At 65.2% G+C, this 23,781-nt stretch carries 20 protein-coding genes; 8 read left to right on the plus strand and 12 right to left on the minus strand.

The window, feature by feature from the left end; all coding sequences use genetic code 11:
• Window positions 1-95: 95 nt before the first annotated feature.
• The 3 genes from FJU11_RS07505 to FJU11_RS07515 all read right to left on the minus strand — a co-directional run bounded on the left by FJU11_RS07505 (window position 96) and on the right by FJU11_RS07515 (window position 6,700).
• Complete coding sequence (locus FJU11_RS07505) at window positions 96-1,913, minus strand: chloride channel protein (RefSeq protein ID WP_141166423.1); 1,818 nt, start codon at window positions 1,911-1,913, stop codon at window positions 96-98.
• Between the two features lie 128 nt (window positions 1,914-2,041).
• Window positions 2,042-5,437, minus strand: coding sequence for an efflux RND transporter permease subunit (locus tag FJU11_RS07510; protein ID WP_141166424.1), 3,396 nt, complete (start codon window positions 5,435-5,437; stop codon window positions 2,042-2,044).
• 42 nt (window positions 5,438-5,479) lie between these two features.
• Complete coding sequence (locus tag FJU11_RS07515; RefSeq protein WP_141166425.1) at window positions 5,480-6,700, minus strand: efflux RND transporter periplasmic adaptor subunit; 1,221 nt, start codon at window positions 6,698-6,700, stop codon at window positions 5,480-5,482.
• Window positions 6,701-6,995: 295 nt separating this feature from the next.
• Between FJU11_RS07515 and FJU11_RS07520 the strand changes: the two genes are divergently transcribed.
• A complete protein-coding gene (locus FJU11_RS07520) occupies window positions 6,996-7,700 on the plus strand; it encodes an SCO family protein (protein WP_141166426.1) in 705 nt (234 codons plus the stop codon).
• Between the two features lie 63 nt (window positions 7,701-7,763).
• Here the strand turns inward: FJU11_RS07520 and FJU11_RS07525 are convergent, their stop codons facing one another.
• The 3 genes from FJU11_RS07525 to FJU11_RS07535 form a co-directional block, all read right to left on the minus strand.
• Complete coding sequence (locus FJU11_RS07525) at window positions 7,764-9,134, minus strand: chloride channel protein (protein WP_141166427.1); 1,371 nt, start codon at window positions 9,132-9,134, stop codon at window positions 7,764-7,766.
• Window positions 9,135-9,268: 134 nt separating this feature from the next.
• Window positions 9,269-9,673, minus strand: coding sequence for a copper chaperone PCu(A)C (locus FJU11_RS07530; RefSeq protein ID WP_181408089.1), 405 nt, complete (start codon window positions 9,671-9,673; stop codon window positions 9,269-9,271).
• Between the two features lie 49 nt (window positions 9,674-9,722).
• Window positions 9,723-10,715 (minus strand): cytochrome c oxidase assembly protein, encoded by a 993-nt coding sequence (locus tag FJU11_RS07535; protein WP_181408090.1) that lies wholly within the window; start codon window positions 10,713-10,715, stop codon window positions 9,723-9,725.
• 281 nt (window positions 10,716-10,996) lie between these two features.
• Here FJU11_RS07535 and FJU11_RS07540 point away from each other — a divergent pair, with 281 nt between their 5' ends.
• Together FJU11_RS07540 and FJU11_RS07545 are read left to right on the plus strand one after the other, a co-directional pair.
• Window positions 10,997-11,767, plus strand: a complete 771-nt coding sequence (locus FJU11_RS07540; protein WP_235890887.1) for a PRC-barrel domain-containing protein — start codon at window positions 10,997-10,999, stop codon at window positions 11,765-11,767.
• A 194-nt stretch (window positions 11,768-11,961) separates the two neighbouring features.
• Complete coding sequence (locus FJU11_RS07545; protein WP_141166441.1) at window positions 11,962-14,451, plus strand: ATP-dependent helicase; 2,490 nt, start codon at window positions 11,962-11,964, stop codon at window positions 14,449-14,451.
• A 67-nt stretch (window positions 14,452-14,518) separates the two neighbouring features.
• Here the strand turns inward: FJU11_RS07545 and FJU11_RS07550 are convergent, their stop codons facing one another.
• Complete coding sequence (locus FJU11_RS07550; protein WP_141166430.1) at window positions 14,519-14,767, minus strand: DUF6894 family protein; 249 nt, start codon at window positions 14,765-14,767, stop codon at window positions 14,519-14,521.
• 167 nt (window positions 14,768-14,934) lie between these two features.
• On the opposite strand from FJU11_RS07550, the gene FJU11_RS07555 reads away from it, so the two are divergent.
• The 3 genes from FJU11_RS07555 to FJU11_RS07565 all read left to right on the plus strand — a co-directional run bounded on the left by FJU11_RS07555 (window position 14,935) and on the right by FJU11_RS07565 (window position 16,549).
• A complete protein-coding gene (locus FJU11_RS07555; RefSeq protein WP_141166431.1) occupies window positions 14,935-15,666 on the plus strand; it encodes a Crp/Fnr family transcriptional regulator in 732 nt (243 codons plus the stop codon).
• A gap of 16 nt (window positions 15,667-15,682) precedes the next feature.
• Window positions 15,683-16,168, plus strand: coding sequence for a GNAT family N-acetyltransferase (locus FJU11_RS07560; RefSeq protein WP_141166432.1), 486 nt, complete (start codon window positions 15,683-15,685; stop codon window positions 16,166-16,168).
• 69 nt (window positions 16,169-16,237) lie between these two features.
• A complete protein-coding gene (locus FJU11_RS07565; RefSeq protein ID WP_141166433.1) occupies window positions 16,238-16,549 on the plus strand; it encodes a polyhydroxyalkanoic acid system family protein in 312 nt (103 codons plus the stop codon).
• Window positions 16,550-16,559: 10 nt separating this feature from the next.
• Here FJU11_RS07565 and FJU11_RS07570 read toward each other — a convergent pair whose 3' ends face one another.
• Window positions 16,560-17,078 carry a CreA family protein gene (locus FJU11_RS07570; RefSeq protein WP_141166434.1) on the minus strand — a complete coding sequence of 173 codons (519 nt, stop codon included), beginning with the start codon at window positions 17,076-17,078 and terminating at the stop codon, window positions 16,560-16,562.
• A gap of 186 nt (window positions 17,079-17,264) precedes the next feature.
• Here FJU11_RS07570 and FJU11_RS07575 point away from each other — a divergent pair, with 186 nt between their 5' ends.
• Complete coding sequence (locus FJU11_RS07575) at window positions 17,265-18,119, plus strand: 50S ribosomal protein L11 methyltransferase (protein ID WP_141166435.1); 855 nt, start codon at window positions 17,265-17,267, stop codon at window positions 18,117-18,119.
• 52 nt (window positions 18,120-18,171) lie between these two features.
• Here the strand turns inward: FJU11_RS07575 and FJU11_RS18260 are convergent, their stop codons facing one another.
• Window positions 18,172-18,345 (minus strand): hypothetical protein, encoded by a 174-nt coding sequence (locus FJU11_RS18260; RefSeq protein WP_181408091.1) that lies wholly within the window; start codon window positions 18,343-18,345, stop codon window positions 18,172-18,174.
• 216 nt (window positions 18,346-18,561) lie between these two features.
• Here FJU11_RS18260 and FJU11_RS07580 point away from each other — a divergent pair, with 216 nt between their 5' ends.
• Window positions 18,562-20,400: an aminopeptidase P family protein gene (locus FJU11_RS07580; RefSeq protein WP_141166436.1), complete on the plus strand. Its 1,839-nt coding sequence runs from the start codon at window positions 18,562-18,564 to the stop codon at window positions 20,398-20,400.
• Between the two features lie 4 nt (window positions 20,401-20,404).
• Here FJU11_RS07580 and FJU11_RS07585 read toward each other — a convergent pair whose 3' ends face one another.
• The 3 genes from FJU11_RS07585 to ligA form a co-directional block, all read right to left on the minus strand.
• The gene (locus FJU11_RS07585) at window positions 20,405-20,707 is read right to left on the minus strand and encodes an AzlD family protein (protein ID WP_141166437.1); all 303 of its coding nucleotides are present in this window, start codon (window positions 20,705-20,707) and stop codon (window positions 20,405-20,407) included.
• On the minus strand, window positions 20,707-21,441 hold the full coding sequence (locus tag FJU11_RS07590; protein ID WP_141166438.1) for an AzlC family ABC transporter permease: 735 nt from the start codon (window positions 21,439-21,441) through the stop codon (window positions 20,707-20,709). The genes FJU11_RS07585 and FJU11_RS07590 overlap by 1 nt, the downstream gene beginning before the upstream one ends.
• 80 nt (window positions 21,442-21,521) lie before the next feature.
• Window positions 21,522-23,639, minus strand: a complete 2,118-nt coding sequence (gene ligA, locus FJU11_RS07595) for an NAD-dependent DNA ligase LigA (RefSeq protein WP_141166439.1) — start codon at window positions 23,637-23,639, stop codon at window positions 21,522-21,524.
• Window positions 23,640-23,781 lie beyond the last annotated feature (142 nt).

Raw genomic sequence — 23,781 nt, forward strand, 5'->3', positions numbered from 1 at the left:
CCGTGCTGCGCGCTTATGGAATGTGCGGGCGCAATGTGCAAAGTCGAAGGCCCCTTCGCCACACGGAAATTCCGTGCGGCACGGTGCCCCATGCCTCAGCCGTAATGGTTGCGGATGACCGCCTGGGCGATCTCGTCGCGGTCGATGATGCCGACCACTTCGTCCGGTCGCGGCACGCCGCGATTGCCGCGAATGACGATCGCGTAGGAGCGCCCGCGCCGGTTCATGCGGGTAATCACGTCGTTGAGGTTGTTGCGCTCGGCGGCGATGATGAACTCGGCCGACGACAGTTCGCCGAGCTTTTGTTCGGCGACCTTCTGCATGTTGTAGCGGATGGTGCCGAAGCGGATGAAGCCGGCGAGCCGCTGGCCGTCGCTGACGATCACCTTGGTCGTGTCCGGATCGATCTCGTTGATGGCGTCGGCGACCGTCATGTCCTGCGGCAGCACTTTGAAATTGCGATTGACCACTTCCCGGATCGGCTGGACGAGGAACATGTTCGTCGTGCGGTCGGTCGGGATCGGCGTACCCCGCCCACGCAACTTCACGGTGTAGATGTCGTTGGTGATCAGCGCGCGGCGGATACCGAGTGCGATCGCGACGGCGAGCGTCAGCGGCAGGATGATATTGTAGTCGCGCGTCATCTCGAAGATCATGACGATCGCCGTCATCGCCGCGCTCGTCGAAGCGCCCACCATCGCCGCCATGCCGATCATCGCGTAGGTCGGCACCGAGGCGACCATGCCGGGCATGATGACGTCCGCAATGCCGGCGATCGCGGCACCGAGCGTCGCGCCCATGAAGAGCGAGGGCGAGAAGATGCCGCCCGACGACCCTGCCCCGAGGCTGACGCAGGTGGCGAGCAACTTCCCGAAGAAGAGCGCAGTCAGAAGGACGATGCCGAGCGTATTGCCGTTGATGATGTCCTGGATCGTCGCGTAGCCGACGCCGAGCACCTCGTAATGTCCGACGGCCAGCAGGAAGAGATAGCCCATCAGCCCGACGCCGGCCATGCCGATCACGCTCTGCAGATAGGGGCTGATCGGCATCCGCTCGAAGAAATCCTCCATGAAGGCGAGCAGCCGCACGAACGCCCACGCCGCCACGCCGAGCACGACGCCGATGAGAGCCGAAAGCACGATCTCCGTGCCGTTGACCGTCTGCACCTGGACCGGACCGGTGAGGAAGGGAACGGTAAAGGCCGATTCCGCGCCCATGACGAGGCGGTAGCCATAGGTCGAGGTTGCCGTGGCGACGACGACCGGCAGGAAGCTGCGCGTGGAGATTTCCGGCAGCAGCACTTCCGTTGCGAAGAGCACGCCGCCGAGCGGCGTGTTGAACGTCGCGGCGATGCCGGCGCCGGCACCGGCGGAAAGCAGGATGATCTTCTGCGATCGGATCAGGTTCAGCCGGCGGCCGAGCGTCGAGCCGAAGGACGAGCCGATCTGGATGATGGGCCCCTCGCGGCCGACGGAGGCGCCGGTGCCGATGGAGATCGCCGAGGCGAGCGACTTGACGAGCGCGACGACGCCGCGGACGTTCCCGCTCTGGTGATAGATCGCGTACATCACCTCCGGCACGCCATGGCCCTTGGCCTCCGGCGCGAAGCTGCGCACCAGAAACACGACGATCAGCCCGCCGATGACGGGAATGGCGATCAGGAACGGGCCGAGCGGGCTCGGCGGTCCGAAGGCGTTCGGATCGTAATGGAAGGAGAATTCGCCGTAGAACGCGAAATTGGTGATGAGCGCGATCAGGAACTTGAAGAAGATCGCGCCGAGCCCGGCGACGATGCCGACGAGGAGCGCCAGCGCCGATAGCGTGCCGATCCTCAACTCGCGCTCCGCCGGTGGTTCGACCGCCTGCTCCGCCTGCAACTGGGCTTCGGGATCGGCGGCGGTTTCACTCGGCATGTTTGCGGCTGCGCTTTCGACTTGGTGGATTCGCGAAGGTCACGGAAAAGCGGCGATTGGCCGCGTTATTGCATCTTTCGCGTCCGATGCAAACGTTCGGCCATCGTCGCGCCGGTGCCGACCAACGCCTATTCCGCCGGCGAAGCGCTCGCCGTATCGAGATCGGCCGCCGCATCGAGCTCACGGCGAAGCCGCGCTTCCTCGCTGGCGCGCGGCTTGGAAAAGCCCGCAAGGAGAAGGTAGGCGACCGGCGTCAGGAACAGCGTCAGCACGGAGGCAAAGCCGAGGCCGCCGACGATGACCCAACCGAGTGCCTCGCGCGCTTCCGCACCCGCTCCGCCGGCCAGCACGAGCGGCAGGGCGCCCAGAATGGTCGCGATCATCGTCATCAGCACCGGACGCAGGCGGATGTTCGATGCGCGCTCGATCGCCTCCGGCACGGAATAGCCCTCGTCGCGCAGCTGGTTCGCGAATTCGACGATCAGGATGCCGTTCTTCGCCATGATGCCGACGAGCAGGACGAGCCCGATCTGGCTGTAGACGTTCACGCTTCCGCCGGTGAGGATCAGCGCGTAGACCGCACAGGCAAGCCCCACGGGCACCGTCGCCATGATGATGATCGCCGAAATGAAGCTTTCGAACTGGGCGGCGAGCACGAGCAGGATGATGACCATCGCGAAGCCGAAGGTCTTGGCGACGCCGCTGGAATTCTCGTTCAGCGTCTTGGCTTCCGCGAGCGGCATGATGTTGTCGCCGGCGGAAAGCTTGCCGGCGGCGATCTGGCGCACTTTCGCCAGAGCATCGCCGAGGGCGAGCTGCGGGGAGAGACTTGCCGTCACGCCGACGGAACGTAGCTGGTCCTCGCGGCTGAGCTCAGGCGCGATCGCGTTTTCCTTGAGGGTGGCGATGGAAGACATCGGCACCATGCGTCCGTCGCCGGTCTTGACGAAGATGTTCTCGAGGTCGGTCGGGTCGTTGATCGGCGTCGTCGAAGAGACGAGGTCGACGTCGTGCGACTTGCCGCCGACGAACACGGTCGCGACCTTTCGCTCGTCGACCATCGCCTGGAGCGCATCGCCGAGGCCGGTGATGTCGATGCCGAGATCGGACGCCTTTTCCCGGTCGATCGAGACCGAAAGCTGCGGCTGCGTCGTCTCGTAGTCGAGCCGGACCTGGCCGAAGGCCGGATCCTTCTGCATCTCCTGCATGATCGCGTTGGCTTCCTTGGAAAGCTTCGCGTAGTCGTTGCCGACGACGGCGAACTGCAGGCCGTTGCCCGCACCGCGAATGCCCAGACTGTTCGGCTGGATGGCGAACGCCCTGAGCGAGGGCACTTTCGCCGCCGCGGCGTTGATGTCCTTCACGATCTCGTTCTGGGAGCGTTCGCGCTCGCCCCACGGCGCGAGCGTCAGCACCATGAAGCCGCTATTGGTCGTGTTGCCGAAGCCGGTGATGGAGAAGATGTTCCGGATCTCGCCGCTCTTCACGAGCGGCTGCAGCCGATCCTCAATGCGTTTGATCTGGCTCTGCGTGTAGTCGAGGCTCACCCCTTGCGGTGCGTTGACCCGCATCAGCGCCACCGCGCGGTCCTCGTTCGGCGTCAGTTCCTGGCGGAGCCCGCCATAGAGCACGCCCGCGATCGCCGAAAAGACGAGCGCCACGAGCACGATCACCAGCGGCACCCTTAGGGCCCACCGCAGGCAGCGGCCGTAGACGCGCTGGGCGGCGCTGCCGAGCTTGGTGAGAAGATTTTCGTGGTGATGGCTGTGTTCGGTCAGCATGCGCGAGGCGAGCATCGGGCAGAGCGTCAGCGCCACGAACGCCGAAAGGATCACCGAAAAGGCAAGCGTAAAGCCGAACTCGCGGAAAAGCCCGCCCGCCTGCCCCGGAAGAAAGGACAGCGGCACGAAGACGGCAACGAGCGTCGCGGTCGTGGCGATGACGGCGAAGAAAACCTCCTGCGTGCCGAGCACCGTCGCCGCGCGCGGACCGAGCCCCTGCCCGCGCCGACGCACGATGTTTTCGAGGACGACGATCGCGTCGTCGACGACGAGACCCGTCGCGAGAACGATCGCCAGCAGCGTCAGGATGTTGATCGAGAACCCGGCCAGATAGATCGCCGCAATGGTGCCGATCAGGGCCACCGGAAGGCTGAGCGAGGGAATGAGCGTCGCGCGCCAGTCGAGCAGGAACAGGTAGATGATGATGACGACGGCGATGACGGCGATGATCAGCGAGCGCACCACCTCGTGGAGCGCCCCGTTGATGAAGACGGAATCGTCGCTGGTGATGCGCAGATCGACCGACTTGGGAAGAAGTGGCTTCAGCTCCGCCACCGCCTTGTAGACGCCCTTCGAGATTTCCAGCGTATTGGCCGAAGCCTGGCGGACGATGCCGAGACCGACACCGTTGCGTCCGTTGGCACGCAGTGCCGTGGTGCCGGTCTCCGGGCCGAGCGTTACCGTCGCCACGTCGCCGAGACGCACATTGTTGGCGATCATCAGCCGCTCGAAATCGGCCGGTTTCTGCAGCTGCGCGTTGGCACGCACGACGAGGTCCTGCGTGTTGCTCGTCAGCGTTCCAGCGGGCACATCGAAGGCAGCGGTCGAAAGCGCCTTGCTGAGGTCGGCGACCGTCAGGCCGCGGCTTGCGAGCCTGTTCTGGTCGACGTCGATACGAAAGACGCGCGCGGTGTCGCCATAGACGTTGACGTCGGCGACGCCGGGAACCGCGGCCAGACGATCGGTGACGACGTCGTCGGCAAGCTGCGTCAACTCGTCGACGGGGATCTTCGTCGAGGTCATGGCAAGCCGCATGACGGCCTGACCGTTGGCATCCGCCTTGATGATGCGGGGCTCGTCGACGTCGTCGGGCAGATCGTTGCGCACGCGGCTGATCGCATCGCGCACGTCGGCTGCCGCCACATTCAGGTCGGTGCTGCTCGAAAACTCGATCGTCACCTCGCTACGCCCGAGCGAGGATTCCGACGACATGGATTCCACACCCGAAACGCGAGCCGCTGCCCCCTCGATGGTTTCGGTGACCTCGCGGTCCATCGTCTCGGGCGCGGCACCCGTATAGTCCGTGCGCACGGTGATGACGGGACGATCGACATCGGGCAGTTCGCGCACGGAAACGCCGAAATAAGCGGCGATGCCGGCAACGACGATCAGCGTGCTGAAGACGAAGGCGAGGATCGGCCGGCGCACGACGAGCGCCGTCAGCCCTCCGCCGTGCAGTGCCTTGCGGATCTGTGCGCCGAGGGCTTCGTGCCCGTGTTCCGCCGCCTTGGCGGATTGCGAGTCCGGCTCTCCCGTGTCCTCGGGCTTGTCGCGCGCGGCAGGTTCGTCGCCCAGCTCGCGGCCGCTTTTGTCGTCGGGCCTTCGGTCGCTCTTTTCGTCAGCCCGCCGGTCGCGGGGCGCTACGTCCCGTGCAGGCTCGGCTGGCACGTCTTCGCGTGCCGGCGAAGACGTGTCGTCGCCGGCCTCTTCGTGCGTGTCGTAGCGCCTGTCGTCTTCGTTCATCCGCGCCCAAACTTTCGCGTGCCCGATGCGTGCAGGAAGCTCCTACAGTGCAGCCGAACCGGCTTCCTTCCGCCGCGCCGCATCGTGGCGCGTATTCTTCGCAGCTGCGCTATCGTCCTCATCGCCGTTACTGTCGGCGACGCGCACCGTCGCGCCCGGCCTCAGGACCTGAACCCCTTGCGTGACGACCGTGTCGCCACGTGCAAGCTTGCCGCTGACGAGGATCGATTCGGGGTTGCGCTGCACGACGCCCACATCCACGCGCTCGGCCTGTCCGTCGGCAACGCGCCAGACATAGGCGCCGGACGAATCCCACTGCACCGCCAACGGATCGACGGCGGGATAGACGTCGCCCGGAAACTTCATGGTCACGAGGAAGGACATGCCTGCGCGCAGGCGATCCTCGTCGTTCGGCAGCGCGGCACGCACCTGGAAGGTACGGCTTTCGGCATCGACCCGGTTGTCGATCGCCTGAACCTTGCCCTCGAACTTCTTCCCCGGAAACGCGCTCGAAGTCGCGCTGAGCGGCATGCCCTTCTTCAACTGGCCGGAAAAGCGCTCCGGCACCTGGAAGTCGACGAGGATCTTCGAGCGATCGTCGATCGTTGCGATCTTCGTCTGGGCGGTCACGTAGTCACCGGTGTTGACGGGAATGATGCCGACGACGCCCGCGATCGGCGCGGCGATCGTGCGCTTGTCGAGATCGTACTGCGCCTGCTCGAGCGCGAGCTTGTTCGACGCGACGACATTCTGCTGGTCGGAGATCTGGACGCTCGAGACGGTGGAGGATTGGCGAAGCTGCTTCAGCCGGTCGAGCTTCTTCTGTGCATCCTCAAGCGCGAGCTTGGCCTTGTCGGCGGCAATGCGCTGCGGTTGCGAATCGAGGGTCGCGATCGCGTCGCCTTCCTTCACGTCGACACCGGCCTCTACCCTGATCGCCGTCAGCGTTCCGGCATCGGCTGGGGTGACGGTGGCGGTGTGAAGCGGAATGCCGCTGCCGATCGCCTTGAAGCTGGAATTGAGCGTCGCGCTTTCGACCGGGCTCGTCGCGACCAGGGCCGCCCGGTCGACGCCGGCCGAACGCTGCGCGGCAGTCGGCGCCTTGGCCTTCTCCCGGTCGTCCGGCGCGATGGCGGCGATCACGGAGGATTGAATGCCCCAACCGGCCAACCGCTGCGTCGCGCCCGGGTCGAATCGCACCCACGCGACGAAAGCGCCGACAAGCAGCACGAGACACAGAAAGGCCTGTTTCCAAAGGGCCATTCACCAACTCCGTGAAAGAACTGCCTTTTTCGGCGGCGACGGCAGCACGCCCGGGTCGACGCAAGCGCGTCGAACCATGCTGCCGGCCGATCTACACGCTAATTGCGCGCGTATGAACACACCCTGAATGCGCAGGAGAACGGTTGAACCGCGCGTATGCGTAGATATGAACTCCCGGCGCGCAGGATCAACGTTTCGACCACCCGCCATCATGCTATGGGTAAACCCGCCATTATGCGAGAACCGGGATCACCATTATGAGAGAACCGGGATCGCCTTTACGCGAAGAGGAAGCATGACCATCGCTTCGAGCGGCAACATCATCGACCGCACCCTTGCGAAGTTGGGGCGCTGGTCCGGTGTCCACCGGCACGCAATCTGGTGTCTCGCGCTCGTGAGCGTCCTCTACGGGTGCACGGACGAGCCGAAATTTCACGCCACCGATCTCAGCGGAAGCGCCCTGCCCCGGCTGGCCTTCACCATGACGCGCGCCGACGACGGCAAGGCGGTTACCGCGGCCGACTACGCGGGCAAGATCACGCTTCTTTATTTCGGCTACACCTATTGCCCGGACGTCTGTCCGCTGACGATGGCGAACACCGCACGTGTACTCGACAAGCTCGGAAAGAAAGCGAAGGACGTGCGGGTGCTCTTCGTCACCGTCGACCCGAACCGCGACACGCGAAAGGTGCTCAAGCAATACGCGTCGGCCTTCGCGCCCGAGTTCGACGGGCTTCGCGGCACCGACAACGAACTCGGCGCGATCGCAAAGCGCTACCGTGTCGCGCACTCGGTGCACCCCTCGCCCGATCCGTCGAAATACACCGTCCAGCACAGTTCGGCCGTCTACGTCTTCGACCGGAAGGGCGAACCGCGCCTGCTCTTCACCAGTCTCGATACGCCGGATCCGAAGATCGAGGCCGATGCCGAGGATCTGAGCCGGCTGATGGACGAAAACCGAAACGACGGTTTCCTCGCATGGGCGGCCCGACTATTCTGACGGCCCGGCGCCCGTAGTTTTAAAACCCTCCAAAATGGACGGTCTTACCACCGGGAAGGCCGCTCAAGACGCAGCAGCCGGCGTCGCCTCCTCTCGCTTGCGGGCGCTGTCGGCGGCGCGGCGCTTGCGCAATGCATCCGCGATGTAGAAGCGCGAAAGCGCGTGATAGAGCGGCTCCGGTGAAACCAGGCGCGCCGTGCCGTAGCCGAGCACGGCCGCCGTCATCACCGGTACGAGGTTCGCCTGGTTGCCGGTCATCTCGACGATGATCACGAAGCTCGTCATCGGCGCCTCGGTGACGCCGGCGAAATAGCCCGTCATGCCGAGGAGTGCGGCGATGCTTGCATTCGATGCGAAGAGCATGCCGAAAACACTGCCGAGGCCCGCGCCGACGGCGAGCGACGGTGCGAAGAGACCGCCGGGAATGCCCGAACAGGTCGAGGCGAGCGTCGCGACGAACTTGGTGAAGAAGAACGTGATGGGAAGATGCGACCCTTCGATCGCCGAGCGCGCCTGCGCATAGCCCGTTCCGTAGGTGATGCCGCCCGTCCCGACGCCGATGATCGCGACAACGAGGCCGGCGATCGCCGCGACGACGACGACGCGCCATCGAGGCTGGATCGAACGCCAGCGACGGATGCGCCGCGTCAGGCGCAACACGCTGTCGCTGAAGAAGGCGCCGAAGGCGCCGCCGGTGACACCGCACGCGACGACGAGGATCCAGTCGGTGGGAAAGCCTGCGGTGGCGTTGGTGACGCCGAAATAGGTGTAGTTGCCGACGAGCGACAGGGAGGCGAGACCGGCGATGATGACGGTCGCAAGCACGATGCCGTTGGTGCGCGAGGAATAGCTGCGGCTCATCTCCTCGATGGCGAAGACGACACCGGCGAGCGGCGTGTTGAAGGCGGCAGCGATACCGGCGGCGGAGCCCGCGAGGATGAGGCCGCGAGCGCGCATCATGCCGCCGAACTTCGCGGCCTGCAGCATCAGTGCCGCGCCCACCTGCACGGTCGGCCCCTCGCGCCCGATCGACGCGCCGCAGCCGAGCCCCACGACGGTCAGCAGGATCTTGCCGAAGACGACGTGAAGCGAGAGATATCCGCCCCGTTCGACGTCGTCGCGTATGTGGCGGGCGGCGATGCATTGCGGGATGCCGCTGCCCTGGGATCCGGGAAAGTACCGGTCGCCGAGCCACGCGCACAAGACGAAGCCGAGCGGCGTGATGAGCAGCGGCAGATAACGCCTGCCCCCATCGGCATGGATGACGTCGGTAAAGAGGAGCTGAGCCTGATCGGCGACGCTTGCAAACCCTGCACTGATGGCGCCGATGGCGAGCGCGCCGAGCCAGAACACGAGCCGCGGCTTCCAGATGCGCGGCGAACTGACCAGAACACGCGACCGCCGCACCATTCTCAAACGCGATGCGCGCCGCATTTCTTCTCATGCCCCCTTTTTTCGATTGCGCGGCGACGAATGCACGTTCCGGCGCACACGCGCAAGGCTGTTTGCTGCAGCGCACGGAAAACGGATCGTCGCAGCCCGACAGAACGGCCGCTACGATGCGCCCGCTACCTGCCGAGCGCGTTTTTCACCACGAGATCGGTGCGAAGACGCCCGCCGCCTCGAAAGGTCAGCGTCAGCGGCACGCTGGAGCGATGGAGGATGTCGGCAGCCGGCCGCATGCACATGAGATGGTAGCCGCCCGGTGCGAGGCGGACGGATCCGTTCGCCGGTACGGGAAGCGCTTTGACGCCCTCCATGGCATTCGAACCGTTATCGGAAACCGACCGGTGGATCATGATCGCGCCGCATGCAGGCGAAGATGCGCCGACGAGCACTTCCGTTCGCCCGCCGGTATTGGTCAGCGTCAGGTAACCGGCCGCCGGTCGCGCCGGGATGACGAAGCGCAGCCAGCCGTCGCTTGCCCGCACGGTCGTACCGGCGGCAAGGGCCGGAAGTGCCGCGAGCGCCAACGCCGCGCCGCCGAACATCGGCGTGAGGCGGCTTAGCGGCCGAGCGAGCCTATGGGCGTCCGCCGGTCCAGCTTGCCGAAGAAACGACCACCCCTTCCGTCCCGTCGTCATCATTGCCGTCCTCCTGCCTCTCGCTTCGCTCGTCGTTCAGGCGCAGTGCGTTGACGATGAGCAGGAGCGCGACCACGCTCATCATCGCCGCGGGTATCCATACGATCAGCCCGCCGAACTGCTGGTCGTCGAGCGCGCCGATACCCGGGAAGATGCGGCCGCACCATGCATAGAAGGAATAGACGTCGCTGGTCGCGAAGGCGATCAGCGCGCCGATCGCGATCTGCGGAAACATGACGATCACCGCAGTCATCATGCGCGCGGCGAAGGAGCATGTCGCGGGCGGTGCGGGACGTGGATCGAGGACGAGGCACCAGAACAGGATGCCGTCGAGAACCATCGTCCAGTTCATGAAGAGGTAGAGGCGCGGATCGATCATCGCGCGGAAATGCACCGACGGAATGAGCCACAGAACGATGAGCCCGACGAAGAGCACGCCGGCAAGCACGGGCTGCTGGACGACGGCAAGGATGCGGCGCACGGATCGGGCGCTCGCTACCCGCACGAGACGCTCCGGCATGCCGCGCGCGAGCGTCGGGCCCGGCCAGGCGAGCGCGATCAGGAACGGGCCGAGATGATGCATTACCACGTGCTGTGCGCGGTTCAGGAAGAACATGTGCTGCGCCAGATAGTCGAACCGGGTCTGCAGCACGAAATAGATCGCCCCGATGCCGACGAAATAGACGGCCGTGCGCCAGGAAGCCGGGCGCTCGTCCGCAGGCGTGCGGGCAAGCCCGCGGCCATACCAGAAGGAGAAGAGCGTCGCCGCGAGATACCAGCTCCACTGGAAGTCCCAGGGACCAAGGAACGGCAGGTCCGCAACCCTGAACGCCGAGAACCATGCGAACGCGGCGCCGACGAGGAAGATCGCGCCGTAGAGCAGAATGTCGCGCCGTTTCGGCGCCGTGCCGATGTCGAGAACGTTCGCCACGAATGCCCGTTCCAGTCGCCGATCGGCGGGTCTTGCGCGCCCTCGAAGGTGAGGACGCATCCGATGCCGGCCGCCCGGCACCCCGTGCGCACCATCCATACAAATGCGGTCACGCTTTGCAAGAACGCCCCGGCGAGCTTCGCGGCCAAGTGCATGTTTCAGCAAGACATAAGGTTGTGAACGATTTTCGTGAACCAATGCCGTGCGGCGACGTTGTCCCGCATGCCAGCGGGCTGCGGCGCAAGCGCAGGCCGAATATAAAGCCAAGGAGGCAGACAGCCATGAAAACCACCCTTATGAGATCCGTCGCGGCCAGCGCCCTGCTCGTCGGTGCCTCGCTCGCCGTGCCCTCGATGGGCTACGTCGCAACGGCTGCCGCGCAGTCGAACGATTCGCAGCAGAACGGGTCGTCCGGCGACCAGATGCAGAAGCAGGACCAGTCGGGCAGCGGCTCGGGTTCGATGAACTCGGATTCCAACTCGTCCACTTCGGGCTCCATGAACTCCGATAGCGACAGCGGTTCGACTTCAGGCTCCATGAACTCGTCGAACTCCGACCAGTCCAGTTCCGACAGCTCCGCTTCGGACGATTCGTCCAAGTCCGGCGATGCCAGCGCGATGACGCAGCAGAAGCAGGATCAGGTCCTTGCCAGCTCCTACATCGGCCAGTCCGTCTATAACGGCAACGACAAGTCGATCGGCGACATCTCCGATCTCGTCTTCACCAAGGACGGTGGTATCAAGGCAGCCGTGATCGGCGTCGGCGGTTTCCTCGGCATTGGCCAGAAGAACGTCGCCGTTGCGTTCAACCGCATCAACATCCAGCGTCAGTCCGACGGTGCCAGCGTCAAGCTCGTGACCGACATGACCGAAGACCAGCTCAAGAACGCACCGGAGTTCAAGAAGCTGCAGGCCCAGTCGAACAACAACGGCGGCAACGGCATGACCAACGGTAACACCAATGGCGGTGCGACCGGCATGGGCACGGGCGGCGCGAACGGCGGCGCAACGGGTGGCGCAACCGGTACCGGTTCGGGCAACTCCGCTCAGTAAGACGTCGGCAAGAAATCCGGTATCGCAATCTCGGTACCGGCTTTTCGCCCTGGATTTTCGATGGCGGCATCCACGCGATGCCGCCATCGTTCGTTTCCGGCTCTTCCTTCTGCACCGCTTGCTACCGCCCGACGTCACCGCCCGACGTCACCGGGCGGCTGGCCTTCGGCGTGCGAATCACTACATTGAGCCGCATGGCCAAGCCCGACGACGACATTCCCTTCTTCGGCGACGAGGAACCCCGGCCCGCGCCGGCGTCAGGTGGCATCGCCGCCCGCGCCATGGCTGCGCGCGGCGCCGATCGCCCGGCCGTCGCGTATCTCGACGGATTGAACCCCGAACAGACCGAGGCGATCGAAACGATCGAAGGACCGGTCCTCGTGCTCGCGGGCGCCGGCACGGGCAAGACGCGCGTTCTGACGACGCGCATCGCGCACATCATATCGACCGGGCGGGCGTGGCCTTCGCAGATCCTTGCCGTGACGTTCACGAACAAGGCCGCGCGCGAGATGAAGGAGCGCATCGGCTTCCTCGTGGGTCAGGCCGTGGAAGGCATGCCCTGGCTCGGAACCTTCCATTCCATCGGCGTCAAGCTCCTGCGCAGGCACGGCGAACTGGTCGGCCTTCGCTCCGATTTCACCATCCTCGATACCGACGACGTCATCCGTCTCGTCAAACAGCTCATCCGTGCCGAAGGGCTGGACGACAAGCGCTGGCCGGCGCGCCAGTTCGCACACATGATAGACGGCTGGAAGAACAAGGGCCTCGGGCCCGCCGATATTCCCGAAGGCGACGCGCGCGCCTTCGCCAACGGCAAGGGACGCGAACTCTACACCGCCTACCAGGAGCGCCTGAAGACGCTGAACGCCTGCGATTTCGGCGACCTGCTCCTTCATCCGATCCGCGTCTTCCGCGAGCACCCGGACGTGCTGAAGGAGTACCACGCGAAGTTCCGCTACATTCTCGTCGACGAGTATCAGGACACCAACACCGCGCAGTACATGTGGCTGCGCCTGCTCGCACAGCGGCCTGAAGCCGCGCGCGGCAAGGACGGAGGCACTGGCGGGGTCAACATCTGCTGCGTCGGCGACGACGACCAGTCGATCTATGGCTGGCGCGGTGCCGATGTCGACAACATCCTGCGTTTCGAGAAGGACTTTCCCGGCGCCCGCGTCATCCGTCTGGAGCGCAACTACCGTTCCACCGCGCATATTCTCGGCGCGGCCGGGCACCTGATCGCCAACAACGAGGGCCGCCTCGGAAAGACGCTCTTCACCGAGAGCGAGGACCCGGACGCCGAGCCGGTGAACGTCCACGCCGCATGGGATTCGGAGGAAGAGGCCCGCGCCGTCGGCGAGGAAATCGAGCAGCTCGAACGCGATGGCCATTCCCTGAGCGACATGGCGATCCTCGTGCGCGCTTCCTTCCAGATGCGCGAGTTCGAGGACCGGTTCGTCACCCTCGGCCTGAACTATCGCGTGGTGGGTGGCCCCCGCTTCTACGAGCGTCTCGAGATCCGTGACGCCATGGCGTATCTGCGCGTCGTCGCCCAGCCGTCCGACGACCTCGCCTTCGAGCGCATCGTCAACACGCCGAAGCGGGGCCTCGGCGAGGCGACCGTGCGCCAGGTTCACGACTATGCGCGAGCGCGCGACATGCCGATGCTGCAGGCGGCCGGCGAACTGGTGCAGACGGACGAGATCAAGGCGAAGCCGCGCAAGTCGCTCGGCGACGTCGTGTCCGATTTCCGCCGCTGGCGCGACCTGATGGACTCCACCAAACATACCGATCTCGCCGAACAGATCCTGGAAGAGTCCGGCTATACGGAGATGTGGCAGAACGACCGTTCCGCCGAGGCGCCCGGTCGGCTCGAAAACCTCAAGGAGCTAATCCGCTCTATGGAGGAGTTCGAGTCGCTGCCAGCCTTCCTGGAGCATATCGCGCTCGTCATGGATACCGACCGCAACGAGCAGATGGACGCGGTCAACCTGATGACGCTGCATTCGGCCAAGGGTCTCGAATTCGAGACGGTTTTCCTGCCAGGTTGGGAAGAAGGCCTGTTCCCCCATCAGCGCGCGCTGGACGAGGGCGGACGTTCCGGTCTCGAAGAAGAGCGGCGCCTCGCCTATGTCGGGCTGACGCGTGCGAAGCGCCGCGTGCATGTCTGGTTCGTCTCGAACCGGCGCATCCACGGCATGTGGCAGTCCACCCTGCCCTCGCGCTTCCTCGACGAGTTGCCGGAGGATCACGTCAGCGTTGCCGAGATGGAGACGAGCTACGGCGGGTACGGCCGCAACCATTCGGGCGGACCCTACGGCACCTCGCGCTTCGACCGAATGGGCACGAGCGCCGATCCCTTTACCAACGCCTACGAGACGCCGGGCTGGAAACGTGCGCAGAAGAACCGTACGGATGCGACGCGCACCAATTGGGGCACCCGTTCCGGCCATGCGGTCGAACGCATCGCCTATGGCGAGAGCGGACCGGCCGGACGCACGATCGAGGGCGAACTGGTCGCCAAGTCGACCAGCGACACACCCTCGGAGTTCTCGCTCGGCGAACGCGTGTTCCACATGAAGTTCGGCAACGGCAACATCGCGGCGATCGAGGGCAACAAGCTGACGATCGATTTCGACAAGGCCGGCCGCAAGCGCGTGCTCGACGGCTTCGTGGAGCGCACGTGAGCGGAATGCCGATAGGACCGACGACCGGAACCTCCCGCACTTGGACGGATTGCTCCTTGGCCGGGCGTCAGCGGATGATGATTGAACTACCTTCTTCCCGGTCTGCCGCGAAATGCAGGTGCAGGATGCGGTTGCGTGAGTCGTCGAGCACTTCGAGGTCCCATCGCCAGCACGGATCGGGATTGCAGTCGAGTTCGCGGATGAGGTCACTGCTGGCGCGCAACGCCTCGCGCTCCGCCGCACGGGCATTCGGGAGCTCGATTTCGTCGACCTCTTCGTGATCGGCAGAACGCAGACAGAACGAAAACCGCGGCATGGTACTCTCCAGGATGCCTTCGGAATGACCGGCGGACGTTGATTGTTCCACCATCGAACGCTTATAGAATGCCCTTGGCGGGACCGGGCTTGGGAACGATAGGCGAGCCGCGGCAAACGAGGTCGAGAAGGGTGACTCGACAGGTGGAACGGGGAGCATGGGCGCACATGCCGAAACAGGACATCGATTCGCTTATCGCGACCCTTTCAGTGCGCGATCGGCTCCCACGCGATGAGGAGGCCGTGCTGCGCGCGCTCGACTGGCGCACGCGTACCGTACCGGCCCAATCCGAGATCATCACGGACCGAAGCAGTCCGGATGAAAGCTGCCTGCTTCTCGACGGGCTGGCCGCGCGCGCCATGTCGCTTCGAAACGGCGACCGGCAGATCACGACACTGCACGTGCTCGGCGATTTCGTCGATCTGCACAGCATGTTCCTCTCCGTCATGGACCATTCCGTCGTCGCGCTCACGCAATGCCGGGTGGCTTTCATCGGCCACAATCGGCTGCGCGAGATTTCGACGGAGCATCCCCATCTCGGCCGGCTTCTTTCGATGATGGTCGCGACCGACGCCGCGATCCAGCGCAACTGGATCCTGAGCCTCGGCCGACGGCGGGCCGAAAGCCGGCTCGCCAATCTCTTCTGCGAACTCTATCGCCGGCTCGAAGTCGTCGGTGCGGTCGACGGGGCAAGCTTTCCCCTGCCGATCAACCAGAGCACGCTTGCCGACGTGCTCGGCCTCTCGATCGTCCACACCAACCGCACCGTGCAGCATCTGCGGGCAACCAACCTCATCAGCTGGCAGGGCGGCACCATTGCGATCCACGATTGGGACGGGCTCGTCGAACTTGCCGAGTTCGATCCGGTCTATCTCAATCTGGACCTGGCCGAGCGATGAGCGGACGGAGCGCGAAATGAACCGGATCGACGTTCGAGCCGCGGTGCCCACGGACGCCGGCACCATCCTCACCTTCGTGCGCGAACTCGCCGCCTTCGAGCACGCCGGGCACGAGGTGGTCGCGACCGAGGCGGCCGTGCGCGAAAGCATCTTCGCCGAAGGTTCGCACGTCGAAGCTCTGATCGCCGAAATCGGCGGAGAACCGGCGGGCTTCGCGGTCTATTTCTACAATTATTCGACCTGGCAGGGACGCAAGGGGCTTTATCTCGAGGATCTCTACGTCAGCCCGGAACGTCGCGGGCTCGGCGCAGGCAAGGCGCTCCTCAAGCGGCTCGCCGCCATCGCACGGGACAACGCGTGCGGCCGCTTCGAATGGAGCGTCCTCGACTGGAACAGCGAGGCGATGGCCGTCTATGACTCGGTCGGCGCCAGGCCGCAGAACGAATGGATCCGCTACCGCATTGAGGGAGACGCGCTGGAACGCCTGGCCGCCGACGGGTAGGCGCGCCTTGCGCCGGGCCCGGGCCGTCGCCATATCCGGCCGAAGCTCGCTCCAGGGAGACCGCCTGCCATGTCGGAAACCGTTTCGCTGACGATTCACCACAGCCTTGGCCGCGAAGAGGCCCGTCGCCGGCTGGAACACGGCTTCCAGCGCGTGACCGAACAGACGGCCGGCAAGTCGATCCGCATGGACCAGCACTGGACCGGCGACCGCATGGACTTCACCGCCGGCATCATGGGCCAGACGATCAACGGGCACCTGATCGTGCGCGACGACGCGGTGGACCTCGAGATCACCCTGCCCCGCCTGCTCGCTTCGATGGCCACCATGTTCAAGGGCCGGCTGCGCAAGCAGGCGACCGCGCTTCTCGAAAAGAAGTAGCCGGGTCGGCTCAGTCGCCCTTCGGCTTGCCGTTCTTCCAAGTCACCTCGGTGGCGTAGAGCGGCACGGTCGAGATCGCCATCTTCGCCGAGCCGTCCTGCACCTGCCGCGCGTGGGCGAGATAGATGAGCGTATTATTCTCGCTGTCGTAGACGCGGTTGACGACGAGCTTCTTCCAGATAAGCGAGCGCCGCTGGTCGAAGATTTCCTCTCCGCCCTGATCGAGCTTGATGTCGCCGATGACGATCGGGCCCGTCTGCCGGCAGGCGATCGACGAGTTCGACGGATCCTCGAACCAGTTCCCTTTCTGCAGCCGGTCGACGATGCTGCGATCGAAATAGGCGATATGGCACGTGACGCCGGAAATCTTCGGATCGTGTACCGCCTCGATCTCGATGTCGTTGCCGACCCAGTCGACACCGATATCGCCGACCTGGCGCGCGATGGCAGGCAGCGCAAGCAACCCCAGACCGAAAAGAGGCAGAAGCGCGCGCGTGGCGGTGCGAGCAGTGAAGAGGGAACGGATCATCGCGTCGTCTCCTTCGATGCGGGTCGATGCGATATGGCGACGGCGTCGCACCCGCGCAATCGGCAGCAGACGAATGCGCCCTTTTCTCCACAGGCGCGAACGGATAGCGTCCCGCCGGTCATTCGACCTTTTCCCGGTCAGACCCGACCTGCCCCGCCTTATCGCAATCCGACACTGCGAGTGCATGTGAGCCAGCTCAGACTTTTCGCCACCGGCAGCGAAGCCGAAATCGCCGACCTGTTCGACCGCATGAGCGGCCTCTTCGAGGACGATGGATACGCGCTGTCGACGCGCGAACGTGACGAAGCACGCGATATCTGGGAGATCTCGATCTATTTCGCGGAGGAAGACGAGGAAACGGTTCGCAAACGGCTCGATCCGCTCGGCGCCGAATTCGAGCGCGAGGTTCTGCCGGAGATCGACTGGGTGGCGAAATCGCTCGAAGGCCTTTCGCCGGTGCGCGCCGGTCGTTTCCTCGTTCACGGTTCGCATGATCGCGAGCGCGTCCGGCCGTGCGATGTCGCCATCGAGATAGAGGCGGGCCAGGCCTTCGGCACCGGCCACCACGGCACGACCGCCGGCTGTCTCGAGATGATCGAAGCCGAGCACAAGCGTCGCCGCTTCGTGCGCGCCCTTGATCTCGGAACGGGAAGCGGCGTGCTCGCCATCGCGATTCGCAAGCTCCAGCCGATGCGCGTTCTCGCGACCGATATCGACCCGATCGCCACGCGCGTGGCGAAGCGCAATCTCCGCGACAACGCCGTGATCCACGATGTCCGGGTAGAGACGGCGGCAGGCTTCCACGCTCCGTGCTTCGCCGAGGAAGGGCCCTTCGACCTCGTCGTCGCGAACATCCTGGCAAGACCGCTGATGCGCATGGCCCCGGCTATCCGCAACCATCTGGCACCCCACGGTTCGGTGGTGCTTTCGGGCATATTGGCCAGCCAGCGGTGGAAAGTGCTGGCAGCCTTCAATGCTCAGGGCTTCGCCCATCGGCGCACGCTATGGCGCGGCGAATGGGTGACGCTGCTGCTCCAATAGAAAAAGGCGGCACCCGAGGGCACCGCCTTCAACGATTCGAACTCTGGGAGCCTTAGAACAGAAAGCCCGACGTGCCCTCGCGGCGAAGCTCGTCGCGCGTACGGCCGAGGGCGCGCAGGCTCTCGTCGTCGAGCGTGAGAAGATGTCCGTTCACGTAGCGGCGCACCTGCTTCTCGCGGGCGCTCACCATGCGGTCGAAAGCGGTACGGAAGATCGTGTTGCGCATCTCGAATGTTCCCTTGGAATGATCTGTTCAAATCCTCCACGAGCCTCAAGATAAACGTTTCCGAGCGAATTTGGAGACGGAAGGATGCATGGGAGCCTTGCAGCTTTCGCATGTGCGAAATAACAATCGCAGTGCAGCATGACATGCTTTCGCTTGAAAAGCGCTCTTCCGCGGCCATGTGCCCTACGCAGACCCGGTCAACGACGAGGTGCGCCCATGTTCCAGTCCTTTCGAAGCAGCACTTCGCCCGATAACGGCCGCGCTCGCATCACCGCCCTTCGCGAGCGTTTCGAGGCAATGAACGTCGACGCGGTGCTCGTGCCGCGTGCGGACGAGTTCCAGGGCGAATACGTCCCCGCCTCCGCCGAGCGGCTTGCCTGGCTGACGGGCTTCACGGGCTCGGCCGGCATGGCGCTCGTCCTGCGCGAGCGTGCACTGGTCTTCGTCGACGGACGCTACACGACACAACTCGCCGAACAGGTCGATCCGGCCGTGTTCGAAGCCGCGAACCTCATCGACGAACCGCCGTCCTGCTGGATCGAGACCAAGGCGCCGGCCGGCCTCAGGCTCGGCATCGATCCATGGCTCCACACTCCGCGCGAGGTCGAGCGCCTGCGCACGGCGCTCGAAGCGGTCGAGGGCGATCTCGTGCTGCTCGATGCCAACCCGGTCGACGCCATCTGGACCGATCGTCCCGCGGCCCCCGCTGCTGCGATCGTCCTGCAACCGGACGCGAATGCCGGGCGTTCGGCGGCCGACAAGATCGCCGACATGCGCGAGATCGTCCGTGACAAGAAGGCACAGGCCTGCCTCTTCACCGATCCGTCCTCGGTCGCCTGGCTCCTCAACATACGCGGCAACGACGTTCCGCATACGCCCCATCCGCTGGCACGTGCCATCCTGCCGCTCGAAGGCAAGCCGACGCTCTTCGTCGAAGCCTTAAAACTCGACGGCGAGGCGAAGGACGCCCTCCAGGCGCTCGTCGAGATCCGCGAACCCGGCGAATTCCTGATCGAAGTTCGCGAACTGGGAGAACAGGGTCGCTCCGTCCTCGCCGATCCGGCGCTCACGCCCCATGCCTGCATCGAAGCCCTTCGCGAAAACGGCGGCAAACTCGTCGAGGGCACGGATCCGGCTCGGCTACCGCGCGCAGTCAAGAACGAAGCCGAATGCGACGGTGCGCGCTCCGTCCACCGGCAGGACGGCGTCGCCGTAACCAACTTCCTCGCGTGGCTCGACCGGCAGGAGGCCGGCTCCGTCGACGAGATCACGGCGGCCAAACGGCTCGAGCAAAGCCGCTCCGAAATCGGCCGCAGCATGCAGATGCCGCTTCGCGACATTTCCTTCGACACGATCTCCGGTGCCGGGCCGCACGCCGCCCTGCCCCACTACCGCGTCGACGAGACGAGCAACCGCACGCTCGATGCCGGCGAACTCTATCTCGTCGATTCGGGAGGGCAATACACGGCCGGCACGACGGACATCACCCGTACGGTCGCCGTCGGCGCACCGAACCGGGAAACGATCGCCTTCTTCACCCGTGTCCTCAAGGGCATGATCGCGATTACCCGGCTGCGCTTTCCTGCCGGTACGCGCGGCGTGGACATCGATGCGTTCGCTCGCACGGCACTCTGGCAAGCGGGCGCCGACTATGCCCACGGCACGGGCCACGGCGTCGGCTCGTACCTGTCCGTCCATGAAGGACCGCAGACGATCTCGCGGCGCGGCATGCAGGAACTGATACCCGGCATGATCGTCTCCAACGAACCGGGCTACTACCGCGAGGGTGCCTTCGGCATCCGCATCGAAAACCTGCTTCTCGTGCACGAACCGCGCGAGATCCCGGGCGGCGACAAGCCGATGCTCGGCTTCGAAACGCTGACGCTGGCACCGATCGATCGCCGCCTCGTCGACCCCGACCTGCTTTCGGAAGCCGAACGCGCCTGGCTCGACGCCTATCACGCCCGGGTCCAGGAAGAACTCGCACCGCTGATCGACGACGAACAGACGCGTGCCTGGCTGGACCGGGCGACGGCGCCCTTGTCGGCAAGCTGACGCTTCAACCGAACGCGGCGCGCAGGCCGACGACCGCGATCCATCCGACGAGGAGCATCACCGGAACGGGCGCGCGCAACGCCACGACGAAGGCCAGAACCAGCGCGATCGCCTCGGCCGGCCCCTTGGAAACGAGCGCCGGGGCAACCAGCGTCGTCAGCACCGCGGCTGGCACGGCGTCGAACGCCTGTTCGATGCGTGGCGGTAGCGGCCGGAAACGGGCGAGCAGCACGTGGCCGCCGGCGCGCGCTGCATAGCTCACCAGCGCTCCGCCGGCGATGACGCCAAGGAGGGTTCCCGTATGCATCAACGCTCACCGTTTCCCTCTGCCGTGGCAAGTTCTCCCGTCGCCTCGACGTTCGGCGGAAGCATCGCCGCGACCGCCACGCCCGCCAGCGCGCCTATGCTGATGTGCCAGGGCGAACCGATGAAGTGAAACGCCAGTATCGTCGCCGCGCCGCTCGTCACGACGACCGGCAGCCAGCGCGGTCGCGCGCGAAACGCCATGACGAGGCCGAGGAAGTAGAGCGGCAGAAGGAAATCCAGCCCGAGCGCTTCCGGGTGCTCGATCAGCCGGCCGAAGAGCGCTCCCGCGAGCGAACCGGCGAGCCAGCATCCGTAGATCGGCGCCGCGACGCCGAAGTACCATGCGAAGGTTACTTTTCGGCCCTGTTCGGCACGGCGCTCCGTCTCGGCGAATTGCGGATCGACGAGGAAGAAGAAGGCGAGCGCCTGGCGCCAGAAGCCGAAATGCGAAAGGTGTCTTCCGCAGGTCGCCGAATAGAGAAGATGGCGAAGGTTCACTGCAAGGATCGAAAGCACGATGACCCACGGGGCCACATGCGTGCCGAGAAGCTGCAGCGCGACCATCTGCGCCGCCCCGCCATACATGCCGGCACTCATGACGACCGTTTCCACCGTGTTGAGGCCGTGATCCACCGCCAACGCGCCGAAGAGAACGGCGAAGGGCCCGAGCGAAAGCAGAACCGGAGGCGTGCGAGCGGCACCTTCGAGGAAGGCGCGGGCGCTGGAAGTCGTCATCGAAAACTCCGGTTGACGGGAGACATGCAGGTCGCGCGAACATCACCGGAACGCACCGGCGATCGCAAGGGGCGTGCCGCTCATTCCCCGATCAGATCGAACCATCCCTGTTCGTCGATCGTCGTCACGCCGAACTCCTTCGCCTTGGCGAGCTTGGAACCGGCACCCGGCCCGGCGACGACGATGTCGGTCTTCTTGGAGACCGAGCCGGCAACCTTCGCGCCGTAGCGCTCGGCCATCGCCTTGGCTTCGTCCCGCGTCATCATTTCGAGTGACCCCGTGAAGACGACGGTCTTGCCGGCGACGGCGCTGCTCGAGCTGGTCTGCTTCGCCGGCTCGATGGTAAGCTGCGCCACGAGATCGTCGACCATGGCGCGGTTGTGCTCCTCGGCGAAGAAGCGCCGCACGGCCTGGATGACGCTCTGGCCGACATCGTCGAGCGCATCCATCTCGCCGGCGGCCTCCTCGTCGCCCGCGGCGATCGCGAGCGCCGCCTCGTGGAACGCTTCCCAGGTCGCGTAGCTTCGCGCCAGCGTGGTCGCCGTCCGCTCGCCCACATGGCGTATCCCGAGCGCGTAGATCACCCGTTCGAGCGGTATCGTCCGGCGCGCCTCGATCGCCTCGAAGAGCTTGGTCGCCGACGTTTCGCCGTAGCCGTCTCGGTTCTTGAGCTTCCGCAGGCTGTTCTCCCGGTCGCGACCGGCAAGCTTGAAGATGTCGGCGGGCGTGTCGATCGGCAGGTCCGGATCTTCGTAGAAGGCCTCGATCTGCCGTTCGCCAAGACCTTCGATGTCGAAGGCGCGGCGCGAGACGAAGAGCTTCAGGTGTTCCTTGCGCTGGAACGGACAGGCGAACTCCCCAGTGCAGCGCCGCACGACGCTTTCCGCTCCGCCTGCCGTCTCCTCGCGCACCACTGCCGTCTTCAGATGGCACGGGCACGTATCGGGAAAGGCGAAGGGCACCGCGTCGTCCGGGCTCTTCTCGACGCCGAGGATCTGCGGGATCACGTCGCCCGCGCGCTGGATGCGTACCGTATCGCCAATCTTCACGCCGAGCCGCTCGATCTCCTCGGCATTGTGGAGCGACGCGTTCTCGACGACGACGCCGCCCACCGTCACCGGTTCGAGGCGTGCGACCGGCGTCAGCGCGCCGGTGCGTCCGACCTGGATCTCGATCGCTTTCAGGACGGTCAGCGCCTTTTCGGCCGGAAACTTGTGTGCGATCGCCCAGCGCGGGCTTCGCGCGACGAAGCCGAGCCGGCGCTGAAGCGCCAGATCGTCCACCTTGTAGACGACGCCGTCGATGTCGTATTCGAGCCCTGCCCGCTCCTCCTCGATGAAGCGATAGTGCTCGACCAGCGCCTCGACATTCGTCAGCCGCTTCGTCATCGCGTTGACGGTGAAGCCGTACCTGTCGAGCGCCTCCAGCATGCCGCTTTGCGTATCGGCAGGCAGGTCGCCGGCTACCTCACCCCACGCATAGGCGAAGAACTTCAGCGGACGGGAGGCCGTGATGCGCGCATCGAGCTGGCGCAGCGAACCGGCGGCGGTGTTGCGCGGGTTGACGTAGGTCTGCTTGCCGGCCGCCGCCTGCCGCTCGTTGAGTTCCGCGAAGGCGGCCTTCGTCATGTAGACTTCGCCGCGCACCTCGAAGATGTCCGGCGCTTCGTCGGGCAGGCGCTCGGGAATCTCGTCGATCGTGCGCGCATTGGCCGTCACGTTCTCGCCGACCGTGCCGTCGCCGCGCGTCGCGGCGGAGACGAGCTTTCGATCCTCGTAGCGCAGCGAAAGGGAAAGCCCGTCGATCTTCGGCTCGGCCATAAACGCGAGCTCTTCTTCCTCGCCGATGCGCAGGAAGCGGCGTACGCGGGCGGCGAAATCGCGCACGTCAGCGTCGTCGAAGGCATTGTCCAGCGAGAGCATCGCGAGGGCGTGGGTGACCTTCTCGAACTTTTCCGAAACCGCCGCGCCGACGCGCTCCGACGGCGAATCGGCGCGCTTTAGGGCGGGAAAGCGCGCCTCGATCGCCGCGTTGCGCGTGCGCAGGAGATCGTATGCGCCGTCCGAAATCTCGGGCGCGTCTTCCTGGTGATAGTGCCGATCGTGCTCGGCGATCTCGTCGGCCAGGCGAACGAGCTCGTTCGCCGCTTCCGGCTCGCTCAACGCCTCCACTTCCTTTTCCCGCAGCGCATCACTCATGACATTCGCACCCGCTTTCGGTTCTCGCCGGTTCATTTAGAGCCTTTCAGTTTTATACGGAAACGCTCTGCCGACCCTGTTTGCGTCAGGACCGAGACGGATGGCGACGAGCGTACTGGTGGTACGGTCGAGCCATCCGTCG

It is taken from the genome of Pararhizobium mangrovi, assembly GCF_006516965.1.
Taxonomy (GTDB): domain Bacteria; phylum Pseudomonadota; class Alphaproteobacteria; order Rhizobiales; family Rhizobiaceae; genus Pararhizobium_B; species Pararhizobium_B mangrovi.